This window comes from Caenimonas sedimenti (genome assembly GCF_007833165.1).
Classification (GTDB): Bacteria; Pseudomonadota; Gammaproteobacteria; order Burkholderiales; family Burkholderiaceae_C; genus Ramlibacter; species Ramlibacter sedimenti.
Map to the genome: position 1 here is coordinate 54,899 of NZ_VOBQ01000010.1, position 25,393 is coordinate 80,291.

26 protein-coding genes are annotated in these 25,393 nt (G+C 69.7%); 12 read left to right on the plus strand and 14 right to left on the minus strand.

Going from position 1 to position 25,393, the window contains the following annotated elements:
• The first annotated feature begins 80 nt into the window (after positions 1–80).
• Positions 81–512, plus strand: coding sequence for a FixH family protein (locus FN976_RS12960; RefSeq protein ID WP_145893455.1), 432 nt, complete (start codon positions 81–83; stop codon positions 510–512).
• Between the two features lie 44 nt (positions 513–556).
• The gene (locus FN976_RS12965) at positions 557–1,807 is read left to right on the plus strand and encodes a cytochrome-c peroxidase (RefSeq protein ID WP_255440398.1); all 1,251 of its coding nucleotides are present in this window, start codon (positions 557–559) and stop codon (positions 1,805–1,807) included.
• Here FN976_RS12965 and FN976_RS12970 read toward each other — a convergent pair.
• Complete coding sequence (locus tag FN976_RS12970; protein ID WP_145893457.1) at positions 1,795–2,613, minus strand: helix-turn-helix domain-containing protein; 819 nt, start codon at positions 2,611–2,613, stop codon at positions 1,795–1,797. The genes FN976_RS12965 and FN976_RS12970 overlap by 13 nt on opposite strands.
• Before the next feature lie 145 nt (positions 2,614–2,758).
• Between FN976_RS12970 and FN976_RS12975 the strand changes: the two genes are divergently transcribed.
• The gene (locus tag FN976_RS12975; RefSeq protein ID WP_145893458.1) at positions 2,759–3,544 is read left to right on the plus strand and encodes an alpha/beta fold hydrolase; all 786 of its coding nucleotides are present in this window, start codon (positions 2,759–2,761) and stop codon (positions 3,542–3,544) included.
• A 101-nt stretch (positions 3,545–3,645) separates the two neighbouring features.
• Entirely contained in the window at positions 3,646–4,443 is a 798-nt protein-coding gene (locus FN976_RS12980; protein ID WP_145893459.1) for a transporter substrate-binding domain-containing protein, read from the plus strand.
• A 15-nt stretch (positions 4,444–4,458) separates the two neighbouring features.
• Here FN976_RS12980 and FN976_RS12985 read toward each other — a convergent pair whose 3' ends face one another.
• Positions 4,459–5,136 carry a nitroreductase gene (locus FN976_RS12985; protein ID WP_145893460.1) on the minus strand — a complete coding sequence of 226 codons (678 nt, stop codon included), beginning with the start codon at positions 5,134–5,136 and terminating at the stop codon, positions 4,459–4,461.
• 114 nt (positions 5,137–5,250) lie between these two features.
• On the opposite strand from FN976_RS12985, the gene FN976_RS12990 reads away from it, so the two are divergent.
• The 4 genes from FN976_RS12990 to FN976_RS13005 all read left to right on the plus strand — a co-directional run bounded on the left by FN976_RS12990 (position 5,251) and on the right by FN976_RS13005 (position 9,952).
• Positions 5,251–6,225, plus strand: coding sequence for an ATP-binding cassette domain-containing protein (locus tag FN976_RS12990; protein ID WP_145893461.1), 975 nt, complete (start codon positions 5,251–5,253; stop codon positions 6,223–6,225).
• Complete coding sequence (locus FN976_RS12995; RefSeq protein WP_145893462.1) at positions 6,222–7,034, plus strand: ABC transporter permease; 813 nt, start codon at positions 6,222–6,224, stop codon at positions 7,032–7,034. The genes FN976_RS12990 and FN976_RS12995 overlap by 4 nt, the downstream gene beginning before the upstream one ends.
• Positions 7,035–7,131: 97 nt before the next feature.
• Positions 7,132–7,914 (plus strand): esterase/lipase family protein, encoded by a 783-nt coding sequence (locus FN976_RS13000; protein WP_145893463.1) that lies wholly within the window; start codon positions 7,132–7,134, stop codon positions 7,912–7,914.
• 256 nt (positions 7,915–8,170) lie between these two features.
• Positions 8,171–9,952, plus strand: a complete 1,782-nt coding sequence (locus FN976_RS13005; RefSeq protein ID WP_145893464.1) for an NHL repeat-containing protein — start codon at positions 8,171–8,173, stop codon at positions 9,950–9,952.
• 6 nt (positions 9,953–9,958) lie between these two features.
• On the opposite strand, the gene FN976_RS13010 is transcribed toward FN976_RS13005, so the two are convergent.
• The 8 genes from FN976_RS13010 to FN976_RS13045 form a co-directional block, all read right to left on the minus strand.
• Complete coding sequence (locus tag FN976_RS13010) at positions 9,959–11,614, minus strand: serine hydrolase (RefSeq protein WP_145893465.1); 1,656 nt, start codon at positions 11,612–11,614, stop codon at positions 9,959–9,961.
• 89 nt (positions 11,615–11,703) lie between these two features.
• Positions 11,704–12,084, minus strand: a complete 381-nt coding sequence (locus FN976_RS13015) for a RidA family protein (RefSeq protein ID WP_145893466.1) — start codon at positions 12,082–12,084, stop codon at positions 11,704–11,706.
• A 146-nt stretch (positions 12,085–12,230) separates the two neighbouring features.
• The gene (locus FN976_RS13020; RefSeq protein ID WP_186510870.1) at positions 12,231–13,394 is read right to left on the minus strand and encodes a Gfo/Idh/MocA family protein; all 1,164 of its coding nucleotides are present in this window, start codon (positions 13,392–13,394) and stop codon (positions 12,231–12,233) included.
• Between the two features lie 22 nt (positions 13,395–13,416).
• Positions 13,417–15,297, minus strand: coding sequence for an FAD-binding monooxygenase (locus FN976_RS13025; protein ID WP_145893468.1), 1,881 nt, complete (start codon positions 15,295–15,297; stop codon positions 13,417–13,419).
• 19 nt (positions 15,298–15,316) lie between these two features.
• Positions 15,317–15,772, minus strand: a complete 456-nt coding sequence (locus FN976_RS13030) for a DUF3237 domain-containing protein (protein WP_186510871.1) — start codon at positions 15,770–15,772, stop codon at positions 15,317–15,319.
• A gap of 260 nt (positions 15,773–16,032) precedes the next feature.
• Positions 16,033–16,278: a hypothetical protein gene (locus tag FN976_RS13035; protein ID WP_145893470.1), complete on the minus strand. Its 246-nt coding sequence runs from the start codon at positions 16,276–16,278 to the stop codon at positions 16,033–16,035.
• 37 nt (positions 16,279–16,315) lie between these two features.
• Positions 16,316–17,485, minus strand: coding sequence for a branched-chain amino acid ABC transporter substrate-binding protein (locus FN976_RS13040; protein ID WP_145893526.1), 1,170 nt, complete (start codon positions 17,483–17,485; stop codon positions 16,316–16,318).
• Positions 17,486–17,648: 163 nt separating this feature from the next.
• On the minus strand, positions 17,649–18,581 hold the full coding sequence (locus tag FN976_RS13045; RefSeq protein WP_145893471.1) for a dihydrodipicolinate synthase family protein: 933 nt from the start codon (positions 18,579–18,581) through the stop codon (positions 17,649–17,651).
• Positions 18,582–18,633: 52 nt separating this feature from the next.
• On the opposite strand from FN976_RS13045, the gene FN976_RS13050 reads away from it, so the two are divergent.
• A complete protein-coding gene (locus FN976_RS13050; protein ID WP_145893472.1) occupies positions 18,634–19,194 on the plus strand; it encodes a sugar O-acetyltransferase in 561 nt (186 codons plus the stop codon).
• A gap of 30 nt (positions 19,195–19,224) precedes the next feature.
• Positions 19,225–19,902, plus strand: coding sequence for a hypothetical protein (locus FN976_RS28875; RefSeq protein ID WP_186510873.1), 678 nt, complete (start codon positions 19,225–19,227; stop codon positions 19,900–19,902).
• Between the two features lie 6 nt (positions 19,903–19,908).
• On the opposite strand, the gene FN976_RS13055 is transcribed toward FN976_RS28875, so the two are convergent.
• The 3 genes from FN976_RS13055 to FN976_RS13065 all read right to left on the minus strand — a co-directional run bounded on the left by FN976_RS13055 (position 19,909) and on the right by FN976_RS13065 (position 21,980).
• Positions 19,909–20,340: a CREC-EF hand family protein gene (locus FN976_RS13055; RefSeq protein WP_145893473.1), complete on the minus strand. Its 432-nt coding sequence runs from the start codon at positions 20,338–20,340 to the stop codon at positions 19,909–19,911.
• Positions 20,341–20,446: 106 nt separating this feature from the next.
• A complete protein-coding gene (locus FN976_RS13060) occupies positions 20,447–21,472 on the minus strand; it encodes a pirin family protein (protein WP_186510874.1) in 1,026 nt (341 codons plus the stop codon).
• Positions 21,473–21,503: 31 nt separating this feature from the next.
• Positions 21,504–21,980: an FKBP-type peptidyl-prolyl cis-trans isomerase gene (locus FN976_RS13065; RefSeq protein ID WP_145893474.1), complete on the minus strand. Its 477-nt coding sequence runs from the start codon at positions 21,978–21,980 to the stop codon at positions 21,504–21,506.
• Positions 21,981–22,041: 61 nt separating this feature from the next.
• Here FN976_RS13065 and FN976_RS13070 point away from each other — a divergent pair, with 61 nt between their 5' ends.
• Positions 22,042–22,710 carry a ProQ/FINO family protein gene (locus FN976_RS13070; protein ID WP_145893475.1) on the plus strand — a complete coding sequence of 223 codons (669 nt, stop codon included), beginning with the start codon at positions 22,042–22,044 and terminating at the stop codon, positions 22,708–22,710.
• Here the strand turns inward: FN976_RS13070 and FN976_RS13075 are convergent.
• Positions 22,707–23,930, minus strand: a complete 1,224-nt coding sequence (locus FN976_RS13075; RefSeq protein WP_145893476.1) for an MFS transporter — start codon at positions 23,928–23,930, stop codon at positions 22,707–22,709. The two genes, FN976_RS13070 and FN976_RS13075, sit on opposite strands and share 4 nt — an antisense overlap.
• A gap of 155 nt (positions 23,931–24,085) precedes the next feature.
• On the opposite strand from FN976_RS13075, the gene FN976_RS13080 reads away from it, so the two are divergent.
• Positions 24,086–25,387, plus strand: a complete 1,302-nt coding sequence (locus tag FN976_RS13080; protein ID WP_145893477.1) for a tetratricopeptide repeat protein — start codon at positions 24,086–24,088, stop codon at positions 25,385–25,387.
• The last annotated feature ends 6 nt before the right edge of the window (positions 25,388–25,393 follow it).

Here is a 25,393-nt window from a genome sequence, read left to right on the forward strand (position 1 = left end):
ACGCGGCTCACGAGGCCGAGCGCCGCGGCGAGTTCTACACGGCCTTCCTCGAAGCGGCCCGCGCCTGAAGGGAGGACCAGATGATCCACCGCGCACTTGCCGTCTTCGGCCTCGCTCTCCTGGCCGCCGGTTGCAGCACACCACCCGCCAACCTGGACCTGTCGCTGGACAAGCGAACCGCCGCCGGGATCTACCGCGTCGCGCTGCAACCGCCCGCGCAGGCTCCCGCCATCAACCAGATGCATGCCTGGCAGGTCAAGCTGGCCGCGCCCGACGGGAGTCCGGTCCGCGCCGCGCATTTCAAGGTCGACGGCGGCATGCCGCAGCATGGACACGGGCTTCCCACGCAGCCTCGCGTCACGCGTGAGCTCGCGCCAGGCACCTACTTGCTCGAAGGCATGAAGTTCAGCATGACCGGATGGTGGGAAGTGAAGCTGGACATCCAGGGACCGGCGGGCGTCGACCAGGTCACGTTCAATACGGTGGTCGACACGCCGAAGAGCCGGCCGTGAAACGCACCGCCTTGCGGGTCCGGACCCCTGGCCCCCTCAAATTCGTGGCCGTCCTCGCGGCAAGCCTGCTGACGACGCTCGCCGCGCTCGCACTCGACAAGTTGCCGCCGCGCGACGCGTGGTCGCCGCAGCAAGTTGCGGTGCTCGCGTCAATGCGGCTGAAGGAGGCGGGCTCGCAACCCGCAGACCCGTCCAATGCCTACGAGCAGAAGACCGAAGCGGTGGCGCTCGGCCGGGCGCTCTTCAACGACACCCGCCTGAGCCGCGACGGCCAGGTCGCGTGCGCCAGTTGCCACGCGGCCGACCAACAGTTCCAGGATGGCAGGCCGCGGGGCCAGGGCATCGGCACGGGGCAGCGGCGGACCATGCCCGTCATGGGCGCCGCGCATTCACCTTTCCTGTTCTGGGACGGCCGCAAGGACAGCCTCTGGTCTCAGGCGCTCGGCCCGCTCGAGGACGCGCAGGAACACGGGGGCAACCGGGTGCGCTTCGTCAAGCTGCTGCAGTCTCACTACTCGACGCAGTACCAGGTGGTTTTCGGGCCGCTGCCTCCCCTGGGCAAGCTCCCGGACGACGCTTCGCCCGCCGGATCGGAGGCCGAGCGCGCAGTCTGGGCCGCGATGGCGCCAGCCAGCCGCGATGGCGTGAACCGTGTGTTCGCGAACATGGGCAAGGCGATTGCCGCCTTCGAGCGAACCCTTTCCTATGGCGAGTCGCGCTTTGACCGGTATGCGCAGGCCACGGTCGAAGCCGACGGCCGGGGGCAGGAGGTCCTTTCGTCGCAGGAAGTCCGCGGCTTGCGGCTGTTCCTTACCAAGGGGCAATGCGTGACCTGCCACAACGGACCCTTGCTCTCCGACCACGCATTCCACAACACCGGCGTGCCACCCCTGGACCGGACGCGCCCGGACCGTGGCCGCGCCGAAGGCGTGAAGAAGCTGCTGCAGGACGAGTTCAACTGCCTCGGGCGTTACAGCGATGCCAGGCCCGAGCAATGCGGAGAACTGCAGTTCGTGGCCGGGAACGATCCGGCCCAGCTGGCCGCCTTTCGCACGCCGAGCCTGCGCAACGTCGAAGCACGCGCGCCCTATATGCACGCGGGCCAGTTCGCGACGCTGGAACAGGTGCTGCAGCACTACGCGGCCTCTCCCCGCGCGGTGCTCGGCCACAGCGAGTTGGCGCAGGCTGGAGAACGCCACGCCGAGCGGCAGGCCATTCGCTTGTCGGCCTCGGAGATCCGGGACGTGGCCGCCTTCCTCGGAACCCTCACGGGGCCTGTCATTCAAGCAAAGTGACGATGCTGTTCCTGCATGCGCGCGCTGAGCGGGCCGCTCATCTGGAAGGCGGAGGGCGGCAATCCGAACATCGTCCGCGCCGTCCGCGACAGATGCGCGGAATCCGCGAAGCCCGCCGCATGCGCCGCCGCCGACAGCGTGTCGCCCTGCATCAGGAGGGTGAACACGTGCAGGAGCCTGCGCCACAGCACATAGGTGCGCAGCGGCATCCCGGTTTCCTCGACGAAAAGATGGCGGAACCGTTCGGGCGACAGGTGGACGCGCTTCGCCAACTCAGGCAGGGAAACTGGCTGATCGACGCTATGCCTGAGGTATTCGACGACGGCCAGCACCCGCGGGTCGGAAGGTTCCCGGTGCGCCGTCTGGGAAACCTGTTGCACGAGCTGCATGCACGCTTCCCGCACGGCTTCATGGTCTTGTTCGACACGCCAGGCCCGGTCCAGGCGGGCGGCGGCCGCTTCGACCAGGTCCGCGTCGAGCAGCTCGAGGCGACCCTGCAACCGGGAGGTCAACGCCTTGCCTGCGGGCGTCTCGGGTTCGATGAAAAGAACGATGCTGATGTCGCAGCCGCTGATGTCGATCGTGTGCGTCGCCTTGGAGGGAACCAGCGCCGCGGCGCAAGGCTGCCACTCGCCACGGACGCCGAACTGGACGCGCAGGCCACGCGGCAAACCGAGTGCCAGCTGGATCGCGTAGTGCGAATGCGCAGCGATGGGCGCTCCGCTGCCGCCCTCCCCCAGAAAGCCGCACACGCCGGCCCAGGCGACGAAGTCGCCTCGATAGCGATTGGAGGGGGCGGTGGGCAATTGGATACCGGCTCGGAGACAGTCTAACCAAGCAACCAGGCGAGGGGCAGCACCTCATCAGCACGAAGCTCGACCGTTCTTCCTGATACACGCGTCCCGAAGCGTGCATTGCACAATCGCCGGCGCGGCAATGAATGGAAAACCCATGCAAGTCACTTCACGCGACGGCACCCGCATCGCCTTCGACCAGCAAGGGACCGGCCCGGCGGTCATCCTGGTGGGCGGCGCCCTGTCGGACCGCACAGGCGGCGCGGAGCTGGCTGCCTTGCTCGCGCCGCACCTGACCGTCTGCACCTATGACCGCCGCGGCCGCGGCGACAGCGGCGACACCAGGCCATCCACCGTCGCGCGTGAGATCGAGGATCTTCAAGCGCTCGTCGATCATGCCGGCGGCACGGCCTTCGTGTACGGCAAGTCGTCCGGGGCGGCGCTTGCCTTGCAGGCGGCATCGGCACTCGGGGACAAGGTGAAGAAGCTGGCCCTTTACGAGGCGCCCTACAACGACGCGCCCGGTGCCGCCAAGGAGTGGGCGGACTTCACCGCGAAGCTGGACGCATTGCTGGCCGGCGAACGCCATGACGATGCGGTCTCGCAGTTCATGCGATTCGTGGGCGCGCCGGACGAAGTCCTGGCGAAGATGAAGGCGTCGCCCGCCTGGCCGGGGATGGTGGCCATGGCGCCGACCCTGGCCTATGACAATGCCGTCCTGGGGAAGGATCGCTCCGTTCCAGTTGCGATCGCAGCCAGGGTCCAGGCCGCCACGCTGGTGATGGACGGCAGCGCCAGCGCCGGACCCATGCCGTTCATGCGTGCGACGGCAGACACGCTCGCCAAGGCCATTCCCGGGGCGCAACGGCAGGTCGTGGAGGGCCAGGCCCATGACGTCGACGCGAAAGTCCTCGCGCCGATCCTGCTGGAGTTCTTCCAGTAGCGCCTGCAGGTTCGTGCACTTCTGTCAATCGTCGCAATGCGCGATGACTCAGGCGCCGCGCGCGTTCAGACTGGGGCGCAAACAACTTCAAAGTAGTCGCCATGCGCCGTCGTGCTGCCCTGGGAACCTTCGTGCTCACTGCCCTGTTGCTCGGCTGCGCCACCGCGCCCCCGGTCTTGCAGGCAAACGAGGAAGTTCGCCGCTCACTGGCGCCGACGGGAACCTTGCGCATCGCGGTCTTCACCGGGTCTCCGATGTCGATGGTGCGCGATGCCGCAAGCGGCCGCACGCTGGGCGTGGCGTACGAGCTGGGGACGGCGCTCGCCGCGCGGCTGGGCGTTCCGCACCAGCTGGTTGAATTCGGGACGTTTGCCGACGTGGCGGCAGCCCTGGCGTCCGGCCAGGCCGACATCGGCATGTTCAACGCGAGTTCCCCGCGCGCCTCCGAAGTCTGGCTGGCTCCAACGTTGCTGTCGCAGGAAGCGAGCTATCTCGTGCCCGGAACGTCGAGCATCATGGCCATCGCGGACGTGGACAAGCCCGGCGTGCGCGTAGGCGTCCAGCAGAACAGCAGTTCGCAAGGCCTCCTGGCTCGCACCTTGAAGTCGGCGACGCTCGTGCCCTTGCCCAACTTGCAGAACGTTCCGCAAATGTTCGCGGCGGGCCAACTCGGCGCCTTCGCGACGAACAAGGGAATCCTGTTCGACCTTTCCGATCGCGTGCCGGCCTCGCGGATCCTGGAAGGCAGCTATGCCATCGAGAACCAGACCCTGGCGATCCCCAAGGGGCGGGAAGCTGGAGGCGCTTACCTGGCAAAGTTCCTGGACGAAGCACGGAGCTCCGGACTGGTGAAGGCGTCGGCGGAGCGGGCCCGTCTTCGTGGGGTGCTCTTCCGCTAGGCGGTCGGCGGCCGGCTACCCGCCAAAGCCAACGAACGTGGTGGCCTCCGCCACGCTCTTGCGCTCCGAGACCACCGCATTGGCGGAAAAGGTCTCGTCGGGCCACCCGAGCGCCACGCTCTTCATGATCACCTGGTCGGCGGCGATGCCGGCGTGCTCGCGCACCACCGGCGACTGCATGATGCCCTGGCTGTTGATCACGCAGCCCAGGCCGCGCGACCACGCGGCGTTGACCAGCGCCGTGGTGACCGCGCCGCAGTCGAACGGCGTGTCGTCGCTGCCGTCGAGCACGCGGTCGTAGGTGACGATGATGCAGACGGGCGCGTCGAACTGGCGAAAGCCGCGCATCACCCAGTCGTGGCGCATCTCCTTGTCGTCGCGCGCGATGCCCATCGCGGCGAACAGCTGCTTGGCCACGCCGACCTGCCGGTCGCGGTGCTGGCCCGCGAAGGCCTGGCCGGTACGGAACTCGCGCGACTGCGGCACGCCGGCGGCCATCCGCTCCGTGTTGCCCGCGCGGATGCGGTTGAGCGGCTCGCCCGTGACGACGTAGAAATTCCACGGCTGCGTGTTCATGGAGGACGGTGCCCGCATGGCCAGCGCCAGGATCTCCTCGATCAGCGCCCGCGGCACCGGGTCCGGCTTGTAGCCGCGGATGCTGCGGCGTCCGAGGATGACGTCGTCGAACTGCATGGTGCTCCTTGTTCAATCCACCGGGCGGGATCATAGGCAGGCGGTTGCGTTCCTCCTGTCACGTTCGCTCCATCGTGCCGATGCACAATCGCGGACTTCGACTTCACCCGCGCAATGAACGAACCGACCAGTCTGGCCATCCAGGCCCGCGGCCTCGCCAAGCATTTCGGCGAGGTGCGCGCGGTCGACGGCATCGACCTCGACGTGCCGCGCGGCATGATTTTCGCCATCCTCGGGCCCAATGGCGCGGGCAAAACGACCCTGATGCGCATGCTCGCGACCCTGGCCAGGCCCGACGCCGGCACGGCGCGCGTCATGGGCCACGACCTCGCATCGGTGCCGCATGAAGTCCGTGCCGTGATCTCGATGACGGGGCAGTTCGCCTCGCTCGACGAGGACCTGACCGCGCGCGAAAACCTGGTGATGCTGGCGCGCCTCTGGGGTTTCCGTGGTGGCGCCGCCAAGGAGCGGGCCGACGAATTGCTCGCCGCTTTCGACCTTGCCGATGCCGCGACCCGGCAGGTCAAGGCCTACTCGGGCGGCATGCGCCGCCGGCTCGACATCGCGGCTTCCCTGGTGGTCACGCCCGGCGTGCTGTTCCTCGACGAGCCGACGACGGGCCTGGACCCGAAGGCGCGGCAGGGCGTGTGGGCGATCGTCCGATCGCTCGCGAAGTCCGGCGTCACCGTGCTGCTCACGACACAGTACATGGACGAAGCCGACCAGCTGGCCGAACGCATCGCCGTGATCGACCACGGCCGCAAGATCGCTGAAGGCACCAGCACCGAGCTGAAGCGGGCCACCGGTTCCGGCTTCGTCCACGTCACGCTGGCCGACGCGTCGCGTCTCGAAGAAGCGGCGCGCCTGCTGCAGGAGCGCTGCGGCGCGAACGTGCAGCGCGGTGCCGAAGGGGCCCGCCTCTCGGTGGCCGCACGGACCGCGCAGGACGCGAACGATGCGCTGTCGGCGCTGCTCGCGGCCGGGATCGAGCCCGTGGACTTCGCGCTGGGCAGCCCCAGTCTCGACGAAGTCTTCTTCGCGCTCACGGGGCGGGCCGGCGGCGCCCCCGCCAAGGGAGACCCCACATGACAGACAACGCGGGCACGCCCGTGCCGCGGCTCAGGCAGGTTGCCGCACCCGCGCGGCCCTCGGCCGCATCGAACGCACTGGTGTTCGGCTGGCGCGCCATGCTCAAGTTCAAGCACCTGCCCGAGCAGATGTTCGACCTGGTCATGACGCCGATCATGTTCACGCTGCTGTTCACGTTCGTGTTCGGCGGGGCGCTCGCCGGTTCCCCGCGCGAGTACCTGCAGGTCTTCCTGCCCGGCATCCTGGTGCAGACCGTGGTGTTCAATTCGGTGTACTCGGGCATGGGCCTGGCGACCGACATGGACAAGGGCCTGTTCGACCGCTTCCGTTCCCTGCCGATCTGGCCCCTGGCACCATTCGCCGGGCTGATGGTGGGCGACGTCCTGCGCCACCTCATCGCCGGCAGCATCATCCTCACGATCGGGCTGATCCTGGGCTACCGGCCCGGCGCCGGCGTGCCGGGCGTGCTCGCGGGCTTCGCGCTGCTGATTGCCATCGGCTTCGGCATGGGCTGGATCTTCATCGTGATCGGCCTCACGGTGCGCACGCCGATGACGGTGATGACGCTCGGCTTCAGCTTCATGTTCCCGCTGGTCTTCGCATCGAACATCATGGTCGACCCGTCCACCATGCCTGGCTGGCTGCAGGCGGTGGTTCAGGTGAACCCCGTCTCGCTGATGACGACGGCCGCGCGCGGGCTGATGGCCGGCAGCGCGACGGCGCAGCAGGTCCTGCTGGCACTCGTGGCGCCTGCCGTGCTCACGCTGCTGCTCGCGCCCGTGACGCTGAGGCTCTACCGCCGCAAGTGAGGCATCGCGGTCGAGGCGCGGCGGATGGGCCGGCCGCCACGTACCGGGGGAGGCGTCCTACAGCCTGAATCCAGGATGCCGCAGAACATGGCCGGAAATGCGTTCGCCGTCCACTGCCCCACCGCCCGACCGGAGCCGTGCCGAAGCCGGTTTTCCTCCATCGCCTGCGCTCCTGCTGCTCGACGGGCCGCGTGCCGCCGCCGAGGCCGGCCTGAGCCTGCTGGCCTGGCCCTGGCTGCGGGCCACGGCGCGCAGGGGCGACGGCCATCCCGTCTTGCTGCTGCCGGGTTTCCTGGCCGGCGACGAACTCACGAGCCTGGCGCGCCGCTTCCTGCGCCGGCAGGGCTTCGCCCCGCACGGCTGGCATGCGGGCGTGAACTGGGGCCGGTGGGACGCATTGGACCTCGTCATCGCCCGCACCGAAGCGTTGGCGAACCAGGCGGGCCGCAAGGTGAGCCTGGTGGGGGCCAGCATGGGTGGGCTGTACGCGCGAGCCCTTGCGCGCCAGCGCCCCGAACTCGTGCGATGCATCGTGACCCTGGGCAGTGCCGCGCACCCGCCGCATCGCTCCAACCACGTCTGGCCCTGGTACGAGGCGCTCACGGGCCAGCCTGAGCGCACGATGCACGTGCCGTCGCCGATGCCGGTGCCGAGTACCTCGGTGTTCAGCCGCGTGGAAGGTTTTTCCAGCTGGCGGCCGTGTGTCCAGCCGGCGGGCCGCCAGCAGGAGAACGTCGGGATCGTCTCCAGCCACATGGGGATGGTGTGTCACCCGGCGACGCTGTACCTGCTGGCAGACCGGCTGGCGCAGCAGGAGGCGGCATGGAAAGCGTTCGAGCCGCCGGCGTTGCTGAGATCCTTCTACGAAGTGATCGCCTGATCCGGGCTTGTCGAGCTTCAACTTTCCAGACAAGAGGTTCACCGGCCGTTCACCCGGTTCGCCCAGAATGCCGCGACCGGGAGAGAAAACCATGATGCGCAACCGAAGCTGGATCTGGTGGACCGCGGCCACGCTGTTGCTGGCCTCGTGCGGCGGTGGGAGTGATGGCGGGGCACCGTCTCCAGCACCGGTCCCCGCTCCCGCTCCCGCGCCCGTACCCGCACCTGTGCCTGTCCCAGCACCCGCTCCTGCACCCGTGCCCGTGCGCCAGGTCGGCTTGTCGGTGATCGCCGGCGAGGAAGGCCCGCCCGGCAACGCCACCACCACCGACGGTACGGGCCGGGCCGCGGGGCTGGTCGCGCGTGCGATCGCGCTCGATGCCGACGGCCACGCGTGGGTTGGCGGTGGCACTTTTCTCGGTGGCCCGCTGCGGCGCGTGAGCCCCGCGGGCGTGGTCAGCACCCCGCCGGTGAACGGGCCCAGCGCCTGCAGCGGCGGCGCCGACGATCTCGCGGTGGCCGCGGACGGTTCGCTCTACTTCCTTGCGCAGGCCGGCTTGTGCAAGCGAAGTCCCGATGGCACCGCGTCGCTCACGGCACAGGTGCCCGACTGGCCAGCCGCGGTCGCCACGGGGCCCGCCGGCGAGGTCTACGTGGCCAACGGCACCGGGAGCCTCTATCGCCTTGGGGCCCAGGGACCCGAGGTCATCGCGGGCGGCTTCCAGCCCATCGTGTCGATCGCGGTCGACGCGGCGGGAACCATCTACGTGGCCGACTACGGCGGCGTCCACGCGGTCAACGCGCGCGGCGAGCGGCGCCTGCTGGTGCAGCGTACGCCCACCGAGTTCATGCACCGGATGACGGTCGAGCCGGCCGGCAACCTCATCGCGGTGGCGGAAAACACGACCCCCGGGACGAGCCGCCCGCCCGTCCTGCGGCGGATCACCCCGGCCGGACAGGTCAGCCCCGTCGCGGGTGCCGACAACCTCTTCCGCTGGGGCACCAGCGTCGACGTCGCGGTGGACCGGCAGGGCAACATCCTCTATACCAGCGGGCAAGGCGTCGGCCGGCTGGCGTCCGACGGAACGCACACCGCCGTCGCCGGGCACGGCTTGGCCGGCCCTCACGCGCCACTGGCCGAGACGCCGGTGGGCACGGATGCCTCCGGCGTCACCTGGACGCTGTCCGACCTCGCCCCCTACCTGTCCTCCGACAATCCGGCCCAGCCGCAGCCGCGCCTGCGCAAGCTCGATGCGGCCGGCCACCGCGTGCCCTTCGGTGCGGACGGGCAGGGCCTGGTGATCTCGGAGCGGCCGACGTCCACGGCCATGGACAACGAAGGCAACCTGGTCCTGGTGTTCGCGCGCTTCGTGCCGGTCAGCACCGGCTTGCCGATCGTCGCGCGGGGCGCGCCGCTGAACACCGAGATCTACCGGGTCGCGCCCAACGGCGCGATCAGCCGTCTGTATCGCCGCGACGCGAACGAGGCGGACTTCGTTTCGGTCGTGGGTTTCGGCATCGACGCGCAGGGCCGCATGATCGTCGGCGACGCGGTGACCAACACGGTGCGCTGGCTGCGTGCGGACGGGAGCTCCGAGCGGATCGGGCCGGGCCTCTTCACCCAGGTCAACAATCCGGCCCTCATGGCCGTGGCGCCCTCCGGCCGCGTCGCGCTCTGGGACCGGCAAGCCTTGCGGCTGCACCGCCTGGACGCTGACGGCATCCTGCGGCTCTGGACGGGCCAAGGCTTCCAGACCGACGAAGTGACGGATGGCCCGGCCACGGCCGCGCGCATTTCCCGCATGACGTCGCTGGCGTTCGACAGCGCGGGCCAGTTCTGGTTCGCCGATCGCAACACCTTGCGGACCGTGAGCGAAGACGGCCACGTGGGGACCGTGGTGGGGCGCCCCGACGCTTTCTGGAACAGTCCCGGGCCGCTGCCGGGGACGATCGCGTTCCCCGACGCGCTGCAGGCCGGCCCGAACCGCAGCCTTGTTCTGCGCTCCGGCGGCGCCATCCTGAAGGTCGTGCCGCCCTGAAGGGTCTCAGTCCAGCCGTTCCGCGCGGGTCATGCCGTTCTGGTGCAGCACCAGGCCGCGCACTGCGCCGTTCGGCCAACGCTCGAACTGGATCTCGGCCCGGATGAGATCCCAGGCGAAACGATCGGGCCTGCCCGCGACCGGATAGACGAGCATCCGGTCCTGGTCGGTGAGCTGCACCGAGAGCTGGCCGCCACTGGCCCGCACGTGGAAGTCGAAGCGTGGCGCGCGATAGCGGCCCACGTAGGCGTCCAGGGCCTGCTGTGGCAGCAGCGCGGCGGCGGGGAGCGCCTCGTCGCTGCGGCTCGCCACGCGGTCGTCGCCCCGCACCTGCCAGCGCAGCGAAGCCACCCGGCCATCCTTGCGTTCGAAGATCGCCTTCGCGCGCGTCCCGTAGTTGAAGCTGTCGGGCCCCGACGGGGTCAGGGCCACGTACGGGGCTCCCGTGCTGCGCAGATAGAGCCGCCCGTCCTGCGCGACCAGCGTGAACGCGTTGTGGCGCGTCTCGCGGAACACGCCCTGGTAATCGGTGATCCGCTCGGCGGGCAAATCGAAGCTGGCGTTGTCCACCGGATAGCGCCCCACCAGCATGTCGTTCGCGATCCGCCACACGGCCGATTGCGCGTTGCTGGCCATGAGCACCACCACCTCCTGGGTGTCCGGCGCGATCGTCAGCACCGAGCGGAACGCGCCGGTGCCGCCGGTGTGCCCATAGGTCAGCCGGGAGGGCGGGCCGTTGACGAAGAGCCCGTAAGCGACCTGTCCGTCGAAGCGGGCGAGCGGCGTCACCAGCCGCGCCCCTGCGGCGCCCAGGGGGCCGTCGCGGCCCGCGAGGATCGCACGGCCGAAGATCAGCAGGTCCTCCGCCGTCGAGCGCAGCGCGCCGGCGCCGGCGAAAGCCAGCATGTCCCAGGGCAACGCCACGAATTCGCCGTCGAAGCCCTGGGCGAGCCGGTGCGCGTGCGGGCCCAGCGACTGAAGCGTGTTGCGCATGCCCAGGGGCGCGGTGATCCGCTCGCGCACCAGCTCCGCCCAGGGCTTGCCGTAGCGTTCCGAAAGGGCCTCGCCGAGCACCGCGAACCCGAGGTTGCTGTACGACGCGTCGCAAGGCGCACGGTCCGCCAGCTTCAGCTGGCCCAGCATCTTCCAGAGGCGGGCGCGGTCATAGGCGCGGTAGGGGTCCTGGCGCACATAGCCCTGCTGCCGGAAGTCAGGGGGCAGGCGCGGCAGGCAAGAGGTGTGCGTCACGAGCTGGCGCAGCGTGATCTGCGCGGTGCCTTCCTGCGAGAAATCGACCTTGCCTTGCAGCACGCGGCCGACGGTGTCGTCCAGTGACAGCTCACCGGCCTCGACCGCCTGCGCCAGCAACAGCCCGGTGAACACCTTGCTGATGGAACCGATCTCGAACAGCGTGGCTTGTGGGCCGGTCGCCACGGGCGGCCCGGTCACCGTGCCGCTGGCGGCGACGGCATAAGACGCGCGCCCCTCCCGCCACGCGGCCGCGGCGGCCACGCCGGGCTGCGAACCCAGTGCGTCGCGCGCCAGCGTTTCGACCGGCGTCGACAAGGGGACGACGGCGGGCTGCGCCCTCAGCGCGGGGGCCGCGCCGACGGTGAGGGTGAGGGCGAGCAAGAGCCGGATCGGCATCGGGTTCCGTGTCATGCCTCACGCGTCAACGAGGCAACCTTGTCGGCAGCTGATGGCGCCGGGGCGGGGTGGCTTTCGGGCGCGGCCCAGTGCCGCCCAGGCTCCTAGGCTTCGGCGATCGCAGCAATGGAGACTTTCAAACCGGGGATGCGTGCAGGCAATTTGGCTCCCTGGCGCGCGGGTGGGTCGGCAGGGAACCACCGGAGCCATTCCTCGTTCATGCCGGCAAAATCGTCTTCGTCCGCGAGGACGATGGTCACGCTGACGATCTTGTCGAGCGAGCTCCCCGCGGATTCGAGGATGGCCTGGATGTTGGTCAGGCATTGCCTGGTCTGCTCCTGGATGGTGACGCCCCGGATGGCGCCCGTCTCCGGGTCCGCCGGCGCCGTGCCCGAGACGAAGACGAGCCCGGCCGCTTTCACGGCCTGGCTGTACGTGGGCGGCGGCCTGGCCGCGTTTGGCGTGTGAATGATGTGGCGGGTCATGGACTCTCCTTCAGCGCAGGACGATACGCTCGCGGCCGCGTTTGCGAAAGGGCGCCCGGTGGCTCACGGAGTCGCGGCATACTCTTTCGGAGCTTGAGCAAAGTGACGTTCAACAAGCGTCCCGATTGCCTGCTTGCCCGCTGGCCTCAACGTTCGACATCGACCCACCCACCGCACGCCTGCGACGCCAGGCAGGCCTCGATGAACGCCATCGTGTGCGCGCCGTCCTCGATGCGCGGATAAGGAAAGTCCGGCACCGGCTCGCCCAGTTGGCGCGCCATGCGCTCCTGGGCCATCTCGGCGTAGATGTTGGCGAAAGCTTCCCGCAGCCCTTCCGGATGACCGCGGGGCGTGCGGCCCAGCGCGAGGATTCCGGTCGGCAGGTCGGGGTCGCCGCGGCCGATCGTGCGGACCGGCTCGCCTTGCATCGCCAGCTTCAGGTAACTCGCTTCGCGATGCGACCAGTCCATCATGCCGGCCTCGCCGTACACGCGCAGGCGGATGTCGTTCTCGCCGCCGGCCGCCGCCTGGGTCACGGTGAAGGTGCCGCGCGCGCCGCCCTCGAATTCGAGCAGCGCGGAGACATGGTCGATCACCTGGCGTCCTGGCCGCAGCGTGCCGACATCCGCCATGACACGCGTGACGTTTGCGCCGGCCGCAAAGCACGCCAGGTGCTGCGTGTGGCAGCCGATCGCGCTCATGACCAGCGCCAGCCCGCTGCGCGCGGGGTCGAAGATCCAGCGCAGCCGGCTCGTGAGCGGACCGTCCTCGACCCGCGTGGCCAACCCCGACTGGATGTACTCCACCTGGACCAGCCGCACGGGCCCGATGGCGCCGTCGCGCACCAGTTGCCGCGCGTGCCGAATCATCGGATACGCCGAATAGCCATGGGCGATGGCGAACAGCCTTTGCTGCGCGCGCGTGCGCCGCACCAGGTCTTGCGCCTGCGCGAAGTCATGGGCCACCGGCTTGTCGCCGACGACGTCGAGCCCGGCGTCCAATGCGGCCGCCGCATACGCGTAGTGCGTGTCGTTGGGCGTCATGATCGCCACCGCGTCCACGCCGTCCTGGCGGAGGCGCTCCCCGGCCAGCAACTCAGGCACGGTGCCGTAGCAGCGCTGCGGATCCAGGCCCATCGCCACGCCGGCCGCGCGCGAGCGCCCCGGGTCGCTCGACAACACACCCGCCGTGACGCGGAACCAGCCGTCCATTTCCGCCGCCCCGCGGTGCATGCGGCCGATCCAGGAGTCGGGCCCGCCACCGATGACGGCCAGGCGCAGCGGCCGGCCGAACTTTTCGCGCAGTTGCATCGTCGTTCTCCTGGTGGGCCGGCTAGCCCGCCAACATGAAGCCGGCAAAGAAATCCGCCAGGGCCTGGTGCGCGTCCAGCGGCAGCACATGCGCGACGTACTGGTCGGGACGCACGATGACCAACGCACCCGCCGCACGATCGATGCCCCGCAGTTCGAAGATGTCCGCCTTGGGATCGGCGCAGAACACCTTCTCGTAATCGCGCAGGCCGTGCCGGCCTTTCAGCGGCAACAACAGGGCCGGCAGTGATTCGATGGCCAGGTCGCGATGGTTCTGCTGGTAGACGGCGCGCACGTCGAACACCGCATCGATGTCCTGGCCTGCAGGCGTGTGCCTGCGCACCGGCGAATCCGGCGAGTCCTGCAGGAAATCGCAGAGCGCGGGGATCCCATCGTTCTTCCCGGCGAACGCATACAGCCGCCATCGTCCGTCCGCCCGCCCCGCATGTCCCAGATGGAACGGCCGCGCATCGGTGACCCGCACCACCGGCGCGGAGTGGAAGCGGGTGCCGATCACCAAGCCGGTGGCCAGGTGCTGGTGCTTCGCTTCACCGCAAATGATCGACGGCCGGTAGTGCGTTCCGACACCGGCGGTGAAGCGCGCATGCCGCTCGAAATACTTCTGGAATTCCTTCGGATCCACGCCCTGCGCATCGCCGCCTTGTCCTCCGGCCGCGCGGTCGCTGAACATCTTCGCCCACTCGCGGTCGAAGTCGATCAGCTCCTGCGCCGCCGGCTGGCGCTCCTCCGAGTAGGTGCGCAGCAACGCGGGCGCACATTGCCGGCGCAGCACGGCGGCGAGCTTCCAGCCCAGGTTGAAGGTGTCCTGCATGGAGAAGTTCATGCCCTGCCCGGCCTTGGGGCTGTGCGTGTGGCAGGCATCGCCGGCGATGAAGACGCGTGGACTGGCAGGGACATCGTCGTACTGGTCGCAGATGCGCTGGCCGATCTCGTACACCGACCACCACGGCACCTCCTTCACGTCCAGCGTGTACGGGTGCAGGATGCTGCGCGCCCGCGCGATGAGGTGGTCCACCGTGATGCCGCGGCTGGCCACGCGCTCCTCGTCCGCGAGCTTGTCCATCTCCACGTAGAGGCGCACCAGGTAGCCGCCTTCACGCGGGATCACCAGCAGGTTGCCGGCGGCGGATTGCACAGCCACCTTGTAGCGGATGTCCGGGAAGTCGGTGACCATCAGCAGGTCCATCACGCCCCAGGCGTGGTTGGCGGAGTCGCCCACCAGCTGCCTGCCGATCGCCTTGCGCACGGCGCTGCGGGCGCCGTCGCAGCCGACCACATAGCGGGCTTGCACGGTTTCCTGCTGGCCGGCGTGGGCGGCATCGGTGCGCTCCAGCCGCACGGTCACCGGGGCGTCGGCGGCGGCGCCGTCCACTTGCACGTCCACCAGCCGCCGCGCATAGTGCGGCTCCAGGCGGCTGGGGCTGTTGCGCATGGCCTCCAGGTAGAAGTCGTGCACCCGCGCCTGGTTCAGCACCACGTGCGGGAACTCCGAGAGGCCATCTTCGGTGTCCTGCACGCGGCCATGCCGCACGATGCGGCCCGGCGCCTGGGCGTCGGGCTTCCAGAACGTCACTTCGTTGATCCAGCAGGCCTCCTTCAGCACTTTCTCGCTGAAGTTGAAGGCCTCGAACATCTCCATCGTGCGGCAGGCGATGCCGTCGGCCTGGCCCAGCTGGAGCGGGCCTTCCTTCTGTTCAACGATGCAGGTGCGGATGTCGGGGAAAGAGGCGAGCTGCGCCGCCAGTGTCAGGCCGGCCGGGCCGCAGCCGACGATCAGCACATCGACCTGGGCGGGCACGGCCTCCGCGTGCGGCAGCGCGTGCGGCGACGCGTCGGCGAGGTGCGGGTCGCCGGGCCGGAAGCCATCCAGGTGGAACTGCATTTGCTTCTGTGCTCCGGCGCTACAGGACTTCTTCGATGGTGTAGATCGGACCCGTCGGCTCGCGCCGGCCGGTGCCGACGGCCACCATCTTGTTCAGCCATTCGTACTTCTTCGCCGCCGTCTCGAAGATCGGGACGATGCGGAAGTAGTAGTCCTTCGGGTCCACGAGTTCCCCCGCGGCCAGCCGCGCCATGACTTCCGCCGGCCCGTGCCGGACACCACGGTACGACATGTAGATGTGTTCCCCGTCATCGGTGCGCAGCAGCAGGCGTACGTCCAGCACGGTGACGCCGTCGTTGCGCTGGAGCAGCCAGTCGCCGGCAGGCGTGCCGGCCACGCTGCCCCGCAGCCGCTCTCCCTCGAATTCGCCGCCGGTGACGGTCGCGATGCGCCGCCGGCCCAGCGGCGTGTCGCCGAGGTCGACGATCTGCGGCACCTGCAGCCGGATTTCGAACAGCGGGCGGGTCTCGATCATGCGCAAGTCTCCGAGGATGTGGGGTCATGGCCGAACGGCCGAGGCTGAGAGGATGCAGGAACCGGGTACCGGGTGCAAGGCCGGGGGCGCGTGCCAGCAGGCTCGTCGCATTCGGCGCATATTGCCTCAAACCCAAAGACGGCCGTTCTTGTGCCTCCATGCCCACTTGGAGATCACCCTGCGCAAGCCGCGCGCAGCGGCGGGAAGCCGGGCCCGCGTCAGCCAGCTTTGCCGCGATCCTGAAAGTCTGGAAAGCAGGTCTACACCGCCGCGGCTCGCGGCAGCGTCAGCTCCACGTTGCCGCCGACGATCCGCGCCTTGCCCCCGCGCTCGACTTCCAGGCGCCGCCCGTCGTCGAGGCGGTACTCGATCTCTCCGGTCGATTCCCAATGCTCGCCGCCAAGCGAGGGGTCGGGTGCCAGCCGGTCGTAGGCACGCACCTTGTAGCTGGCGCCGTCCGAACCGGTCGCCTGGAAGGAGTCCAGCAGGCTGAGTCGCAAGTCCATGGTCGAATCTCCTGTTTGAAAAGTGGCAGCCCCGCCGTCACTCGATCGCTTGCTTCTTGCCGTCCTTGTAGGTGTACAAGGTGGTGGCCGCGTTCTTCAGCTCACCGCCGGGTTCGAACTGGATGCGCGCGGTGACGCCCTGGTAATCGGTCTCGGCCAGCTTGGGCAGGTAGGCTTTCGGGTCGGTCGAGTTGGCCCGCTTCATCGCGTCCACCAGCACGAAGGTGGCGTCGTAGGTGTAGGGGCTGTAGATCTGGAACTGCCCCGGGAACTTCTGGTCGTACCTCTGCTTCCAGGCGGCGCCGCCGGGCATCTTGGCGATGGAAGCGCCGCCTTCGGCGCAGACCACGTTGTTCAGCGTTTTGGCGCCGGCCGCCAGCTTGGCGATCTCGGCGGTGCAGATGCCGTCCCCGCCGAAGAACTTCACGTCCGTCAGGCCCAGCTGCTCGAGCTGCCGCAGCATCGGGCCACCCTGCGCGTCCATGCCGCCGTAGAAGATGGCGTCGGGCTTCTTGGCCTTGATCGCGGTGAGGATGGCCATGAAGTCGGTGGCCTTGTCGTTGGTGAACTGGCGGTCGACCACCTGCACGCCCTTGCCTTCCGCGGTCTTGGAGAAGATGTCCGCCACGCCCTGGCCGTAGGCGGTGCGGTCGTCGATCACCGCGACCTTCTTCAGCTTCAGCTGGTCCGCCGCATGCAGCGCGAGCGCGGCGCCGAGCGCGTTGTCGTTGGCGATCAGGCGGTAGGTCGTCTTGTAGCCCGGCTTGGTCAGCTCCGGGTTGGTGGCCGCGCCGGTGATGTGGGGGATGCCGCAGTCGTTGTAGACCTTGGCGGCAGGGATGGTGGTGCCCGAGTTGAGGTGGCCCACCACGCCGGCGACCTTCGCATCGCAGAGCTTCTGGGCCGCGGCGGTGCCCTGCTTCGGATCGGCCGCATCGTCCTCGGCCTGGATCTCGAAGCGCACCGGCTTGCCGCCGATGCTGATGTTCTGCGTGTTGAGCTCTTCGATGGCCATGCGCACGCCGTTCTCGTTGTCCTTGCCGTAGTGCGCCTGCGGCCCCGACATCGGCGCGACGTGGCCGATCCGGACGACTTCGGCGCCGGCGGGCGCGGGCGCCGGCGCAGCGGCAGTCGGCGCCGGCGCTGTCGCGCTCGTGGCCGGCGTGGGGGCGGGCGCGGGCTCATCCTTCTTGCCGCAGCCGGCCATCGACAGGGAGGCGGCAATCGCCGCCAGCATCCAGGAGCGGTGCATGTGTGACCTCCAAGAAATGATGGATGCGAAGGGAGATGAGGGCGCACGCGGGCTCAGTCAAGGCCCGCGATGCGGCTTTTGGACCGGACGAACGGCCGAGCAGCCGCGACCCGCCGGTTCAGCCGAGCTGCTGCAACCGCTGTTGCTGCCGGCGCACCAGCCGGTCGATGTCCGCCAGGTCCTGCGCGGACAGCTTCGGTCCGGGCTTGCGCACGAACGACGAGGCGATGGCGCCGCGCTGCTGCAACAAGTGCTTGCGTACCGCCAGCCCGATGCCGGCCTGCTGCTCGTAGCGCGCCAGCGGCAGGTAGGCATCGAACAGGTCGTGGGCGCGTTCGACGTCGCCGCGACCGTGCGCCGCCACCACATCGACCATCATCTCCGGCCAGGCGAAGCCGGTCATGGCGCCATCGGCGCCGCGCGACAGTTCCTCGGGCAGGAACAGGCCGCCGCCGTTGCCGGTGAGGACGGAGACGCGGCGAACGTCACCCTTGTCGCTGGCGGCTCGAATGGCCGAGAGCTTGGCCAGCCCGGGCCAATCCTCATGCTTGAGCATCACGCAGTGCGGCGCATTCTTCAGGATGCGCAGGATCACGCCGGGCGCCATCTGCACGCCGGTCGACACGGGGTGGTCCTGCAGGCACCAGGGCACCGCGCCCAGCGTCTCGTTGACCATGTCGAAGTAGCCGGCGATCTGGTCGTCGGTGCGCACGCTGCCGGGCGGCGCCACCATCACGCCGGCGGCGCCCAGGTCCATCACGGCCCGCGTGAGTTCGCCCATGGCGGCGAAGCCGGGCGAGGAGACGCCCACGATCACCGGCACCCGGCCGCCCACGCGTCGCACGACTTGCCGCGTGTACGCCTTGGCTTCCTCCGCGGTCAGTTTCGTCGCCTCGCCCAGGATGCCGAGGATGGTGAGGCCGGTGACCCCGCGCTCGAGGCAGAAATCCACCATGCGGTCGGTGCTGGCCAGGTCCAGCGCGCCGGCATCCGTGAAGGGCGTGACGGTGATGAGGTAGACGCCGCGGGCGGTGGTGTCGAAACTGTGCATGCGCTGCTCCTGCTGTGCGCCCAGCATAGTGGAATGCTGTCAACATGACAGCATGAAGAGCGAACGGCAGAAGATGCTCGACGGCGAGCTCTACAACGCCTTGGACGCGGAGCTGGTCGCGGCCAGGGCTGCGGCACGCGCCCTTTGTGCACGGATCAATGCGCCCGGATGCAGCGAAGCCGAGCAACGCGCGGTGCTGATGCGATTGCTGGGCTCGGGCGGTGACAGCGCCACGATCACACCGCCCTTCTTCTGCGACTACGGCAGCCAGATCGAACTCGGCGAGAACGTTTTCTTCAACTTCAACTGCGTCCTGCTCGACGTGTGCCGCATCCGGATCGGCGCGCGCACGCTGGTCGGCCCCGCCGTGCAGATCTACACGCCCCTGCATCCCATGGATGCCGTGCTGCGCCGGACGCAGGAGTACGGCAAGCCGGTCGAGATCGGCTGCGACGCCTGGATCGGCGGCGGCGCGATCATCCTGCCCGGCGTGCGCATCGGCGACCGCGCCGTGATCGGCGCGGGCAGCGTCGTCACGCGTGACGTGCCGGACGACGTCCTGGCCGTGGGCAACCCGTGCAAGGTGATCAGGCGGTTGACTTCGCCCTTTTGAACCGTCCGTGGTCTGTCGTAGAGTCGCGGGATGGGGATCGAATCCGGTGGCAAGCAGGCACGCACCCGCCATGCGCGGCTGGCCGTTGCCCTGATGCTCGGCGTCCACACGGGAGCTTGGCCGCAGGAGGCGGCACCCGTGCCCGCCCCAGCGCCGGCCGAGGTGGAAGTGGCCCCGGCCGCGGTGGAAGTGGCGCCTGTTCCGGCCGCTGCGCCGGTGGAAGTGGCGCCTGCTCCGGCAACCGCACCCGTGGAGGCGGCGCCGGCTCCCGCTTCAGCCCCGGTGGCCCTGCCGCCCGCACCCACGCCTGCTCCGCCGCCGCCGCGCCCGCGCCGCGCCATCTCGGACACCGACGCCCAGTACGGCGATCTGTCGCTGCCGCTCAAGCTGTCACCGGCACTCATGCAGGTGCTGTTGACGGAAGTGACCATCGAGCTGGCGCTCCCTGCCGGCGGCCGCCAGCGCTGGCGGCAGCGCAAGGACGGAATCGTCGAGGCCGGCGCCTTCACCCGCCAGGGCCTGCCCCTGATCGAGACGGGTCGCTGGCGCATCGATGACGCAGGGCGCTACTGCTTTTCGATGGACTGGCTGGCCCGCGAGCCGGAAAACTGGTGCCACCACGTCGTGAAGAGCGATGAAGGCTATTTCCTGATCGGCGGGGAGAAGCCGGACGACCCCGTCCGGCGCGTCTACATTGACGGGCGCTAGGAGGCGCTAGCGCAGCCCCATCGGGCTGCGCGCCGCGAGCACCGCGTGGCCAGCCGCAAACTCCCGCTCGTCCAGCGCGCCGTTCCCGTCGCGGTCCATGCGCGTGAACATGGCGCGTGAGCCGGCCGCATGTTCGCGCGGGGTGAGCACGCCGTCGCCGTTGCGGTCCACGGCGCGGATCTTCCCGGCGGAATCCATGCCGTCGGCCCGCTGGTTGCCGACCTTGGCCTGCGCGGCCGTCATCTCGGCGGCCGTGACGCGGCCGTTGCGGTCGGCATCCATGGCCCTGAACATGGCACCCGCCCCGCGCGCATGCTCGCGCGCGCTGACGCGCCCGTCCTGGTTGGCGTCCATCTTGCGGAACATGGGGTTCGAGTCCGCGGCCGGCAGCGGCAGGGCGAATGCGCTGGCCAGCGCACAAAGAGCGAAGCGTTTCATCAGGGGCACTCCCCAAGGGCGACGCCCCCAGCATGCGCCGCTTCGCGGCCGCCGTCTGTCCGAGGGCAGGCAGGCCTGCCTCGGACGAGTCCGACACGTGGGGCCGTTACGGCTGGGGCAGCTCGTGCCGCCCGTCGGGGTGCTTCGCGAAGCGCTTCGGGTCGGCGCCGTGCACCGGCGCGCTGTCGCCGAACGGCCAGCCGCCGAATTGCGTACGCCGGTAATCCTGCATCGCCTGCATGATCTCGGCCTGCGTGTTCATCACGAAGGGGCCGTACTGCGCCACCGGCTCGGCGATCGGCTTGCCCTGCAGCAGCAGGAACTCGCACACGCTGTCGCCGGCGGCGATCTCCACCGCCACGTCGGCCCGCAGCTGGATCAGCACGGGGCCCTGCACTTCCTGGCCGCCGACCGTCGCCTGGGCGCCCTTGAAAAAGTACAGGGTGCGCGTCGTCCCTCCGCCAGCCGCGGCCGGCAGGGTCCAGCGCGCGCCAGCTTCCTGCCGCAGCGTCCAGATGGCCACGTCGGCCTCCGGCTGCGCCGCCCAGGAGTCGGGCGGTGGCGCCAGTGCGCCGAGTTCCCGGTAGCTGCCAGCGACGACCGCCACTTCCGTCTTGCGGCCGCCGCCGTCTGCCTCGACCCGGCGCGGGATCTGCTCCGACCACAGCATGGTGAAGTTCGGCTCCGCCATCTTGTTCTTCGCGGGCAGGTTCAGCCAGATCTGGAACAGCTCCAGCGGGTTGTCCGCGTCGGCCTTCAGCAGCGGGAACATCTCCGAATGCACAATGCCCTTGCCGGCCGTCACCCATTGCACGTCGCCGCCCCCGAAGCGCGCGGTCGCGCCCAGCGAGTCGCTGTGGTCGATCAGGCCCTTGCGCACGATCGTCACCGTCTCGAAGCCGCGGTGCGGGTGCGCGGGGAAGCCCGGCACCGTCTCGCCGTGGTACATGCTCCAGCCGTCCTTGCGGCTGAAGTCCTGGCCGATGGCCCGGCCAGCCAGCGAAGCCGCCGGCGCCATCGCGCCGTTGCCGCGCGGGTAGGCGTCGTCGTGGTAGGCACAGAACAGGAACGGGTCAGCGGTTTCCCAGGGGAAGCCGAGGGGCTTGACGGCGAGGATGGGTGAAGTGGACATGCTTCCCAGATGCGGGCGAACCGCCGCGCTTTCAATGGTGGTGGCCGTGCTCGCCGTGGACGTGGCCGTGTTGGACTTCTTCCGCACTCGCGGTGCGGACCCCGGTCACGGTCAGGTGGAACTTCAGCGCCTTGCCCGCCAGCGGGTGATTCCCGTCCAGGTGCACCTCCGCGCCCTTGATCTTCATGACGTGGAACACGTGCGGCTCGCCCGCCTCGGTGCGGCCTTCGAGCTGGCCGCCGACCTTCACGCCGGGCGGGAATTCGCTCTTGGGGATCACGCGGACCAGCGACTCGTCACGCTGGCCGAAGGCGTCTTCCGGCGCCAGGTTCAGCGTGACCTGGTGGCCCGCCTCCTGGCCTTCCAGCGCCTCCTCGATCTTCGGCAGCGTGTTCTGGTAGCCGCCATGCAGGTAGACCATGGGGGTCTTGCTTTCCTCGATCAGCCGGCCGGTGGGTTCGCTCACCTTGTAGCGCAGGGTGACGACGGTGTCTTTGGAGATTTTCATGCCCCGATTCTGCCGTGGCGCCGCAGCCGGTACAGTCCGGTCTGACGATTCCCCTGAAGCCATGACCGCGACCGAAACCGACAACTCTTCCGTGATCGCCCCGCCGGCGCCTGCCGCGCCCCGCAAGCGGCCGCAACCACGCACCCCGCATCCACTGCTGGAACGCCTGTTCCAGCACTATCCCAAGCTGTTCGGGGCGCGCTTCCTGCCGCTCAAGCGCGGCATCTACCACGACCTGGCGGGCTTGCACCCGGACTTCGCGGCGGAAGAGCTGAAGCTGGCGCTGTCGCAGCACACCCGGTCGACGCGCTACCTGGAAGCCGTGGCGGACATCCGCCAGCGGCATGACCTGCAGGGTGCGCCCGTGGAAGACGTTGCGCCCGAGCACGTCTACCAGGCCATCATGGAGATCCACCGCCGCCGCCAGACCCGCGGCCACGCGGGCACGGCGGCCTGGCTGCAAGAGCGCCTCGTGGCTGCCATCGAGGCGGCCGGTCTCGACCGGGCGGCTTACGAAGCGCAGGTCCGCGCACACGACCCGGCGGCGGTGGCCGCGCTCGACGAGGCGTTCGCCGCCGTTGCCGAGCGCTCGGCGCGGCGCGAGGCGCTGGTGCGCGCGTTCCAGGCCAGCGGCCGCAGCGTCGAGGAATTCGCCGACATGTACGGCATGCAGCCCGCGGACGTGCGGCGGGCGGTCGAGACCGCCAAACCGGCGGCCGCGACGATCTAGCGTTCCAGCGGCTTCGCAGGCGCCGGCAGCCAGCGGAACGCGGCGGCTCCCAGCACCAGGAAGCCCGCGATGCTCGCCAGCACCGCCGCATAGGGCTCGACGTTCATCGCGCCCGCCGCGGACGCGACCAAGCCCGTCAGCCACTGCATCAGCGCGACCCCCAGGAACATCGCCATGGTGAAGACCGCCATCGCGCGCCCGGTCATGCGCGCCGGGTAGGCGGCTTTCACGTCGGCGTACTGCATCACCATGTAGCCGCTGATCAGGCCGATGGCAACGGCCAGGCCCACCTCGACAGCCGCGCCCAGCCGCAGGGCCATCAGCGCGAAGATGCCCGCCACGAGCAGCGTGAAGCCGATGATCCAGCGGCGCCGCCGCGCGTCACCGGGGTCGAGCCGGCCGAACAGCGGCGGCCCCAGCATGCCCACCAGCGACACAGCCAACGCTGCGTTGCCGGTCTGCACCAGGCTGAAGCCGTAGCGGTCGATCAGCAGCGGCCCCAGCCAGAGGCCGCGCAGCGAGAGGAACGAGGCATAGGTGAAAACCGCCAGTCCGATGATGCCCAGCGTGTGCGGCAGCCGGAACAGCTCGCCGTAGCCGCGCAAGGCCGCCCAGACACCGGGCCGCTCGGCCACCGCATCGGGCGCCTGCTCACGCACCAGCAGCCAGATGGCCAGCCACGCCACGGTGGCGCAGGCCGCGAGCGCCAGGAAGCCGGCGCGCCATGACCAGCCTTCGATGATCCACGCGAGCGGCGTGCCCGTCAGCAGCAGGCCGGCGGAGCCGATGCCCAGCGTCGCGCCAGACACGGAGGCGAAGCGGTCGGGCGGGAACTGCCGCGCGATGAAGACGGTGCAGACCAGGAAGGCGGGCGCACACCCGATGCCGGTGAGCGCCTGCCCCACCAGCAGCCAGCCGTAGCTGGTCGCGCTGGCGGTCAGCAGGGCACCGACGATCGCCAGCGGGAACACCGCCAGCACCGTGCGGCGCACGCCGAACACGTCGATGCCCATGCCCATGAACAGCTGCAGCGCGCCGAAGGCGAAATGGAAGACGCCGGCGAACAGGCCCAGCTGCTGCGGCGACAGGCCGAAGGCCTGCTGCAGCGGTGGCGCCATCAGCGCGGCCACGGTGCGGAACGCCTGGCTGAGGGCGAAGCCGGTGGTCAGCACCAGCAGCATCAGCCAGGGGGAGCGGGGGGAGGAGAGGACGGACTGCATCGCGAAACGGTTCGGCGTCGAGTGTGCAGCATGTCACGCCGGCGCGGTCCGCGTGCGTTGGCATGCATCCGATCCGGCGGCCGGGGTCGTAGCTCCCCCGGCGTCACCAAGAGGGCGCCGTTTCATCGCATCCAACAATGACGAAAGGTTTCCCCATGAACGATTCCCTGGGCCTCGCCCTGTCCGGCGCCAACGACGCCAGCCTGCGCGCTTACCAAGCCGCGCTCGACCAATTCAAGTGCTTCACCGGCGACCCGGCGGCCTTGGCGCAAGAAGCCATCACCGCGAGCCCCACGATGACGATGGCGCACGTGCTCCAGGCCTGGCTGCACCTGCTGGGCACGGAGCCCGGCGGCGTGGCCGTTGCACGCGCCGCCTGCGCCGCCGCCGCGGCACTCCCGGCCAACGGGCGCGAGCAGATGCACCTGCAGGCCGCCACGCTGCTGGCGCACGGCCACTGGGTGGAGGCCGGGCGCGTGCTCGAGGACCTGTCGCTCGCGTGGCCGCTCGACCTGCTGGCGCTGCAGGCCGGCCAGCAAGTGGACTTCTTCACGGGCGACGCGCGCATGCTGCGCGACCGCATCGCGCGGGCCCTGCCGGCCTGGCGCCGCGGCCTGTCGGGCTACCACGCCGTGTTGTCCATGCATGCCTTCGGCCTCGAAGAGACGGGCGACTACGGCAACGCGGAAAAGCAGGGCCGGCTCGCGGTCGAGCTGGAGCCGCGTGACGGCTGGGGCTGGCATGCGGTGGCGCACGTGCTGGAGATGCGCAACGACCCGGTGGCGGGCGCCGAGTGGCTGGGCCGGAACACGGACACCTGGTCCGAAGGCAGCTTCCTCGCCGTGCACAACTGGTGGCACCTGGCGCTGTTCCAGCTGGAACTCGGGCGCCACGACGAAGTGCTGCGGCTCTATGACGAGTCGATCGGCGGACCCGGCTCCAGCATGATGCTGGACCTCGTCGATGCTTCCGCCATGCTCTGGCGGCTGCAGCTGCGCGGCGTCGACATCGGCGAGCGCTGGGAGGCCGTGGCGGACCGCTGGCAGGCCGCCGGGGTGCCGGGCCAGATGGCCTTCAACGACCTGCACATGATGATGGCGTTCGTCGGCAGCGGCCGCCAGGACGCCCAGCTGGGCGTGCTGGAAGCGCAGCGCCAGGCGATGGAACGCGATGACGACAATGCCTTCTTCACGCAGGCGGTCGGCTATTCGGCGACGCGCGCGGTGCAGGCCTTCGGCGCGGGGGATTTCTCGCGCAGCGTGCAGGCGCTGCGCGCGATCCGCAGCAACGCGCATCGGTTCGGCGGCAGTCATGCCCAGCGTGACGTGCTCGATCTGACGCTGCACGAGGCCGCACGCCGTGGCGGCATGGACAAGCTGGCGGCCGGGCTGCACATCGAGCGCCTGGCGCTGCGGCCGCGCACCCGGCAGCTGCGCGCGATGCTGCTGGCCGCCTGAGTGCAG

What these genes read in the sequence shown, in the direction of transcription:
- FN976_RS13030 (WP_186510871.1), bottom strand. Translation starts at nt 15,772, where the DNA reads ATGATCGAGACCCGCCCGCTGTTCGAAATCCGGCTGCAGGTGCCGCAG.
- FN976_RS13035 (WP_145893470.1), bottom strand. Translation starts at nt 16,278, where the DNA reads ATGGACTTGCGACTCAGCCTGCTGGACTCCTTCCAGGCGACCGGTTCG.
- FN976_RS13060 (WP_186510874.1), bottom strand. Translation starts at nt 21,472, where the DNA reads ATGTCCACTTCACCCATCCTCGCCGTCAAGCCCCTCGGCTTCCCCTGG.
- FN976_RS13080 (WP_145893477.1), top strand. Translation starts at nt 24,086, where the DNA reads ATGAACGATTCCCTGGGCCTCGCCCTGTCCGGCGCCAACGACGCCAGC.
- FN976_RS12960 (WP_145893455.1), top strand. Translation starts at nt 81, where the DNA reads ATGATCCACCGCGCACTTGCCGTCTTCGGCCTCGCTCTCCTGGCCGCC.
- FN976_RS13065 (WP_145893474.1), bottom strand. Translation starts at nt 21,980, where the DNA reads ATGAAAATCTCCAAAGACACCGTCGTCACCCTGCGCTACAAGGTGAGC.
- FN976_RS13070 (WP_145893475.1), top strand. Translation starts at nt 22,042, where the DNA reads ATGACCGCGACCGAAACCGACAACTCTTCCGTGATCGCCCCGCCGGCG.
- FN976_RS13015 (WP_145893466.1), bottom strand. Translation starts at nt 12,084, where the DNA reads ATGACCCGCCACATCATTCACACGCCAAACGCGGCCAGGCCGCCGCCC.
- FN976_RS12975 (WP_145893458.1), top strand. Translation starts at nt 2,759, where the DNA reads ATGCAAGTCACTTCACGCGACGGCACCCGCATCGCCTTCGACCAGCAA.
- FN976_RS13055 (WP_145893473.1), bottom strand. Translation starts at nt 20,340, where the DNA reads ATGAAACGCTTCGCTCTTTGTGCGCTGGCCAGCGCATTCGCCCTGCCG.
- FN976_RS13000 (WP_145893463.1), top strand. Translation starts at nt 7,132, where the DNA reads ATGCGTTCGCCGTCCACTGCCCCACCGCCCGACCGGAGCCGTGCCGAA.
- FN976_RS13075 (WP_145893476.1), bottom strand. Translation starts at nt 23,930, where the DNA reads ATGCAGTCCGTCCTCTCCTCCCCCCGCTCCCCCTGGCTGATGCTGCTG.
- FN976_RS28875 (WP_186510873.1), top strand. Translation starts at nt 19,225, where the DNA reads ATGGGGATCGAATCCGGTGGCAAGCAGGCACGCACCCGCCATGCGCGG.
- FN976_RS13040 (WP_145893526.1), bottom strand. Translation starts at nt 17,485, where the DNA reads ATGGCCGGCTGCGGCAAGAAGGATGAGCCCGCGCCCGCCCCCACGCCG.
- FN976_RS13010 (WP_145893465.1), bottom strand. Translation starts at nt 11,614, where the DNA reads ATGACACGGAACCCGATGCCGATCCGGCTCTTGCTCGCCCTCACCCTC.
- FN976_RS13045 (WP_145893471.1), bottom strand. Translation starts at nt 18,581, where the DNA reads ATGCACAGTTTCGACACCACCGCCCGCGGCGTCTACCTCATCACCGTC.
- FN976_RS13020 (WP_186510870.1), bottom strand. Translation starts at nt 13,394, where the DNA reads ATGCAACTGCGCGAAAAGTTCGGCCGGCCGCTGCGCCTGGCCGTCATC.
- FN976_RS13025 (WP_145893468.1), bottom strand. Translation starts at nt 15,297, where the DNA reads ATGCAGTTCCACCTGGATGGCTTCCGGCCCGGCGACCCGCACCTCGCC.
- FN976_RS12990 (WP_145893461.1), top strand. Translation starts at nt 5,251, where the DNA reads ATGAACGAACCGACCAGTCTGGCCATCCAGGCCCGCGGCCTCGCCAAG.
- FN976_RS12995 (WP_145893462.1), top strand. Translation starts at nt 6,222, where the DNA reads ATGACAGACAACGCGGGCACGCCCGTGCCGCGGCTCAGGCAGGTTGCC.
- FN976_RS12980 (WP_145893459.1), top strand. Translation starts at nt 3,646, where the DNA reads ATGCGCCGTCGTGCTGCCCTGGGAACCTTCGTGCTCACTGCCCTGTTG.
- FN976_RS13050 (WP_145893472.1), top strand. Translation starts at nt 18,634, where the DNA reads ATGAAGAGCGAACGGCAGAAGATGCTCGACGGCGAGCTCTACAACGCC.
- FN976_RS12985 (WP_145893460.1), bottom strand. Translation starts at nt 5,136, where the DNA reads ATGCAGTTCGACGACGTCATCCTCGGACGCCGCAGCATCCGCGGCTAC.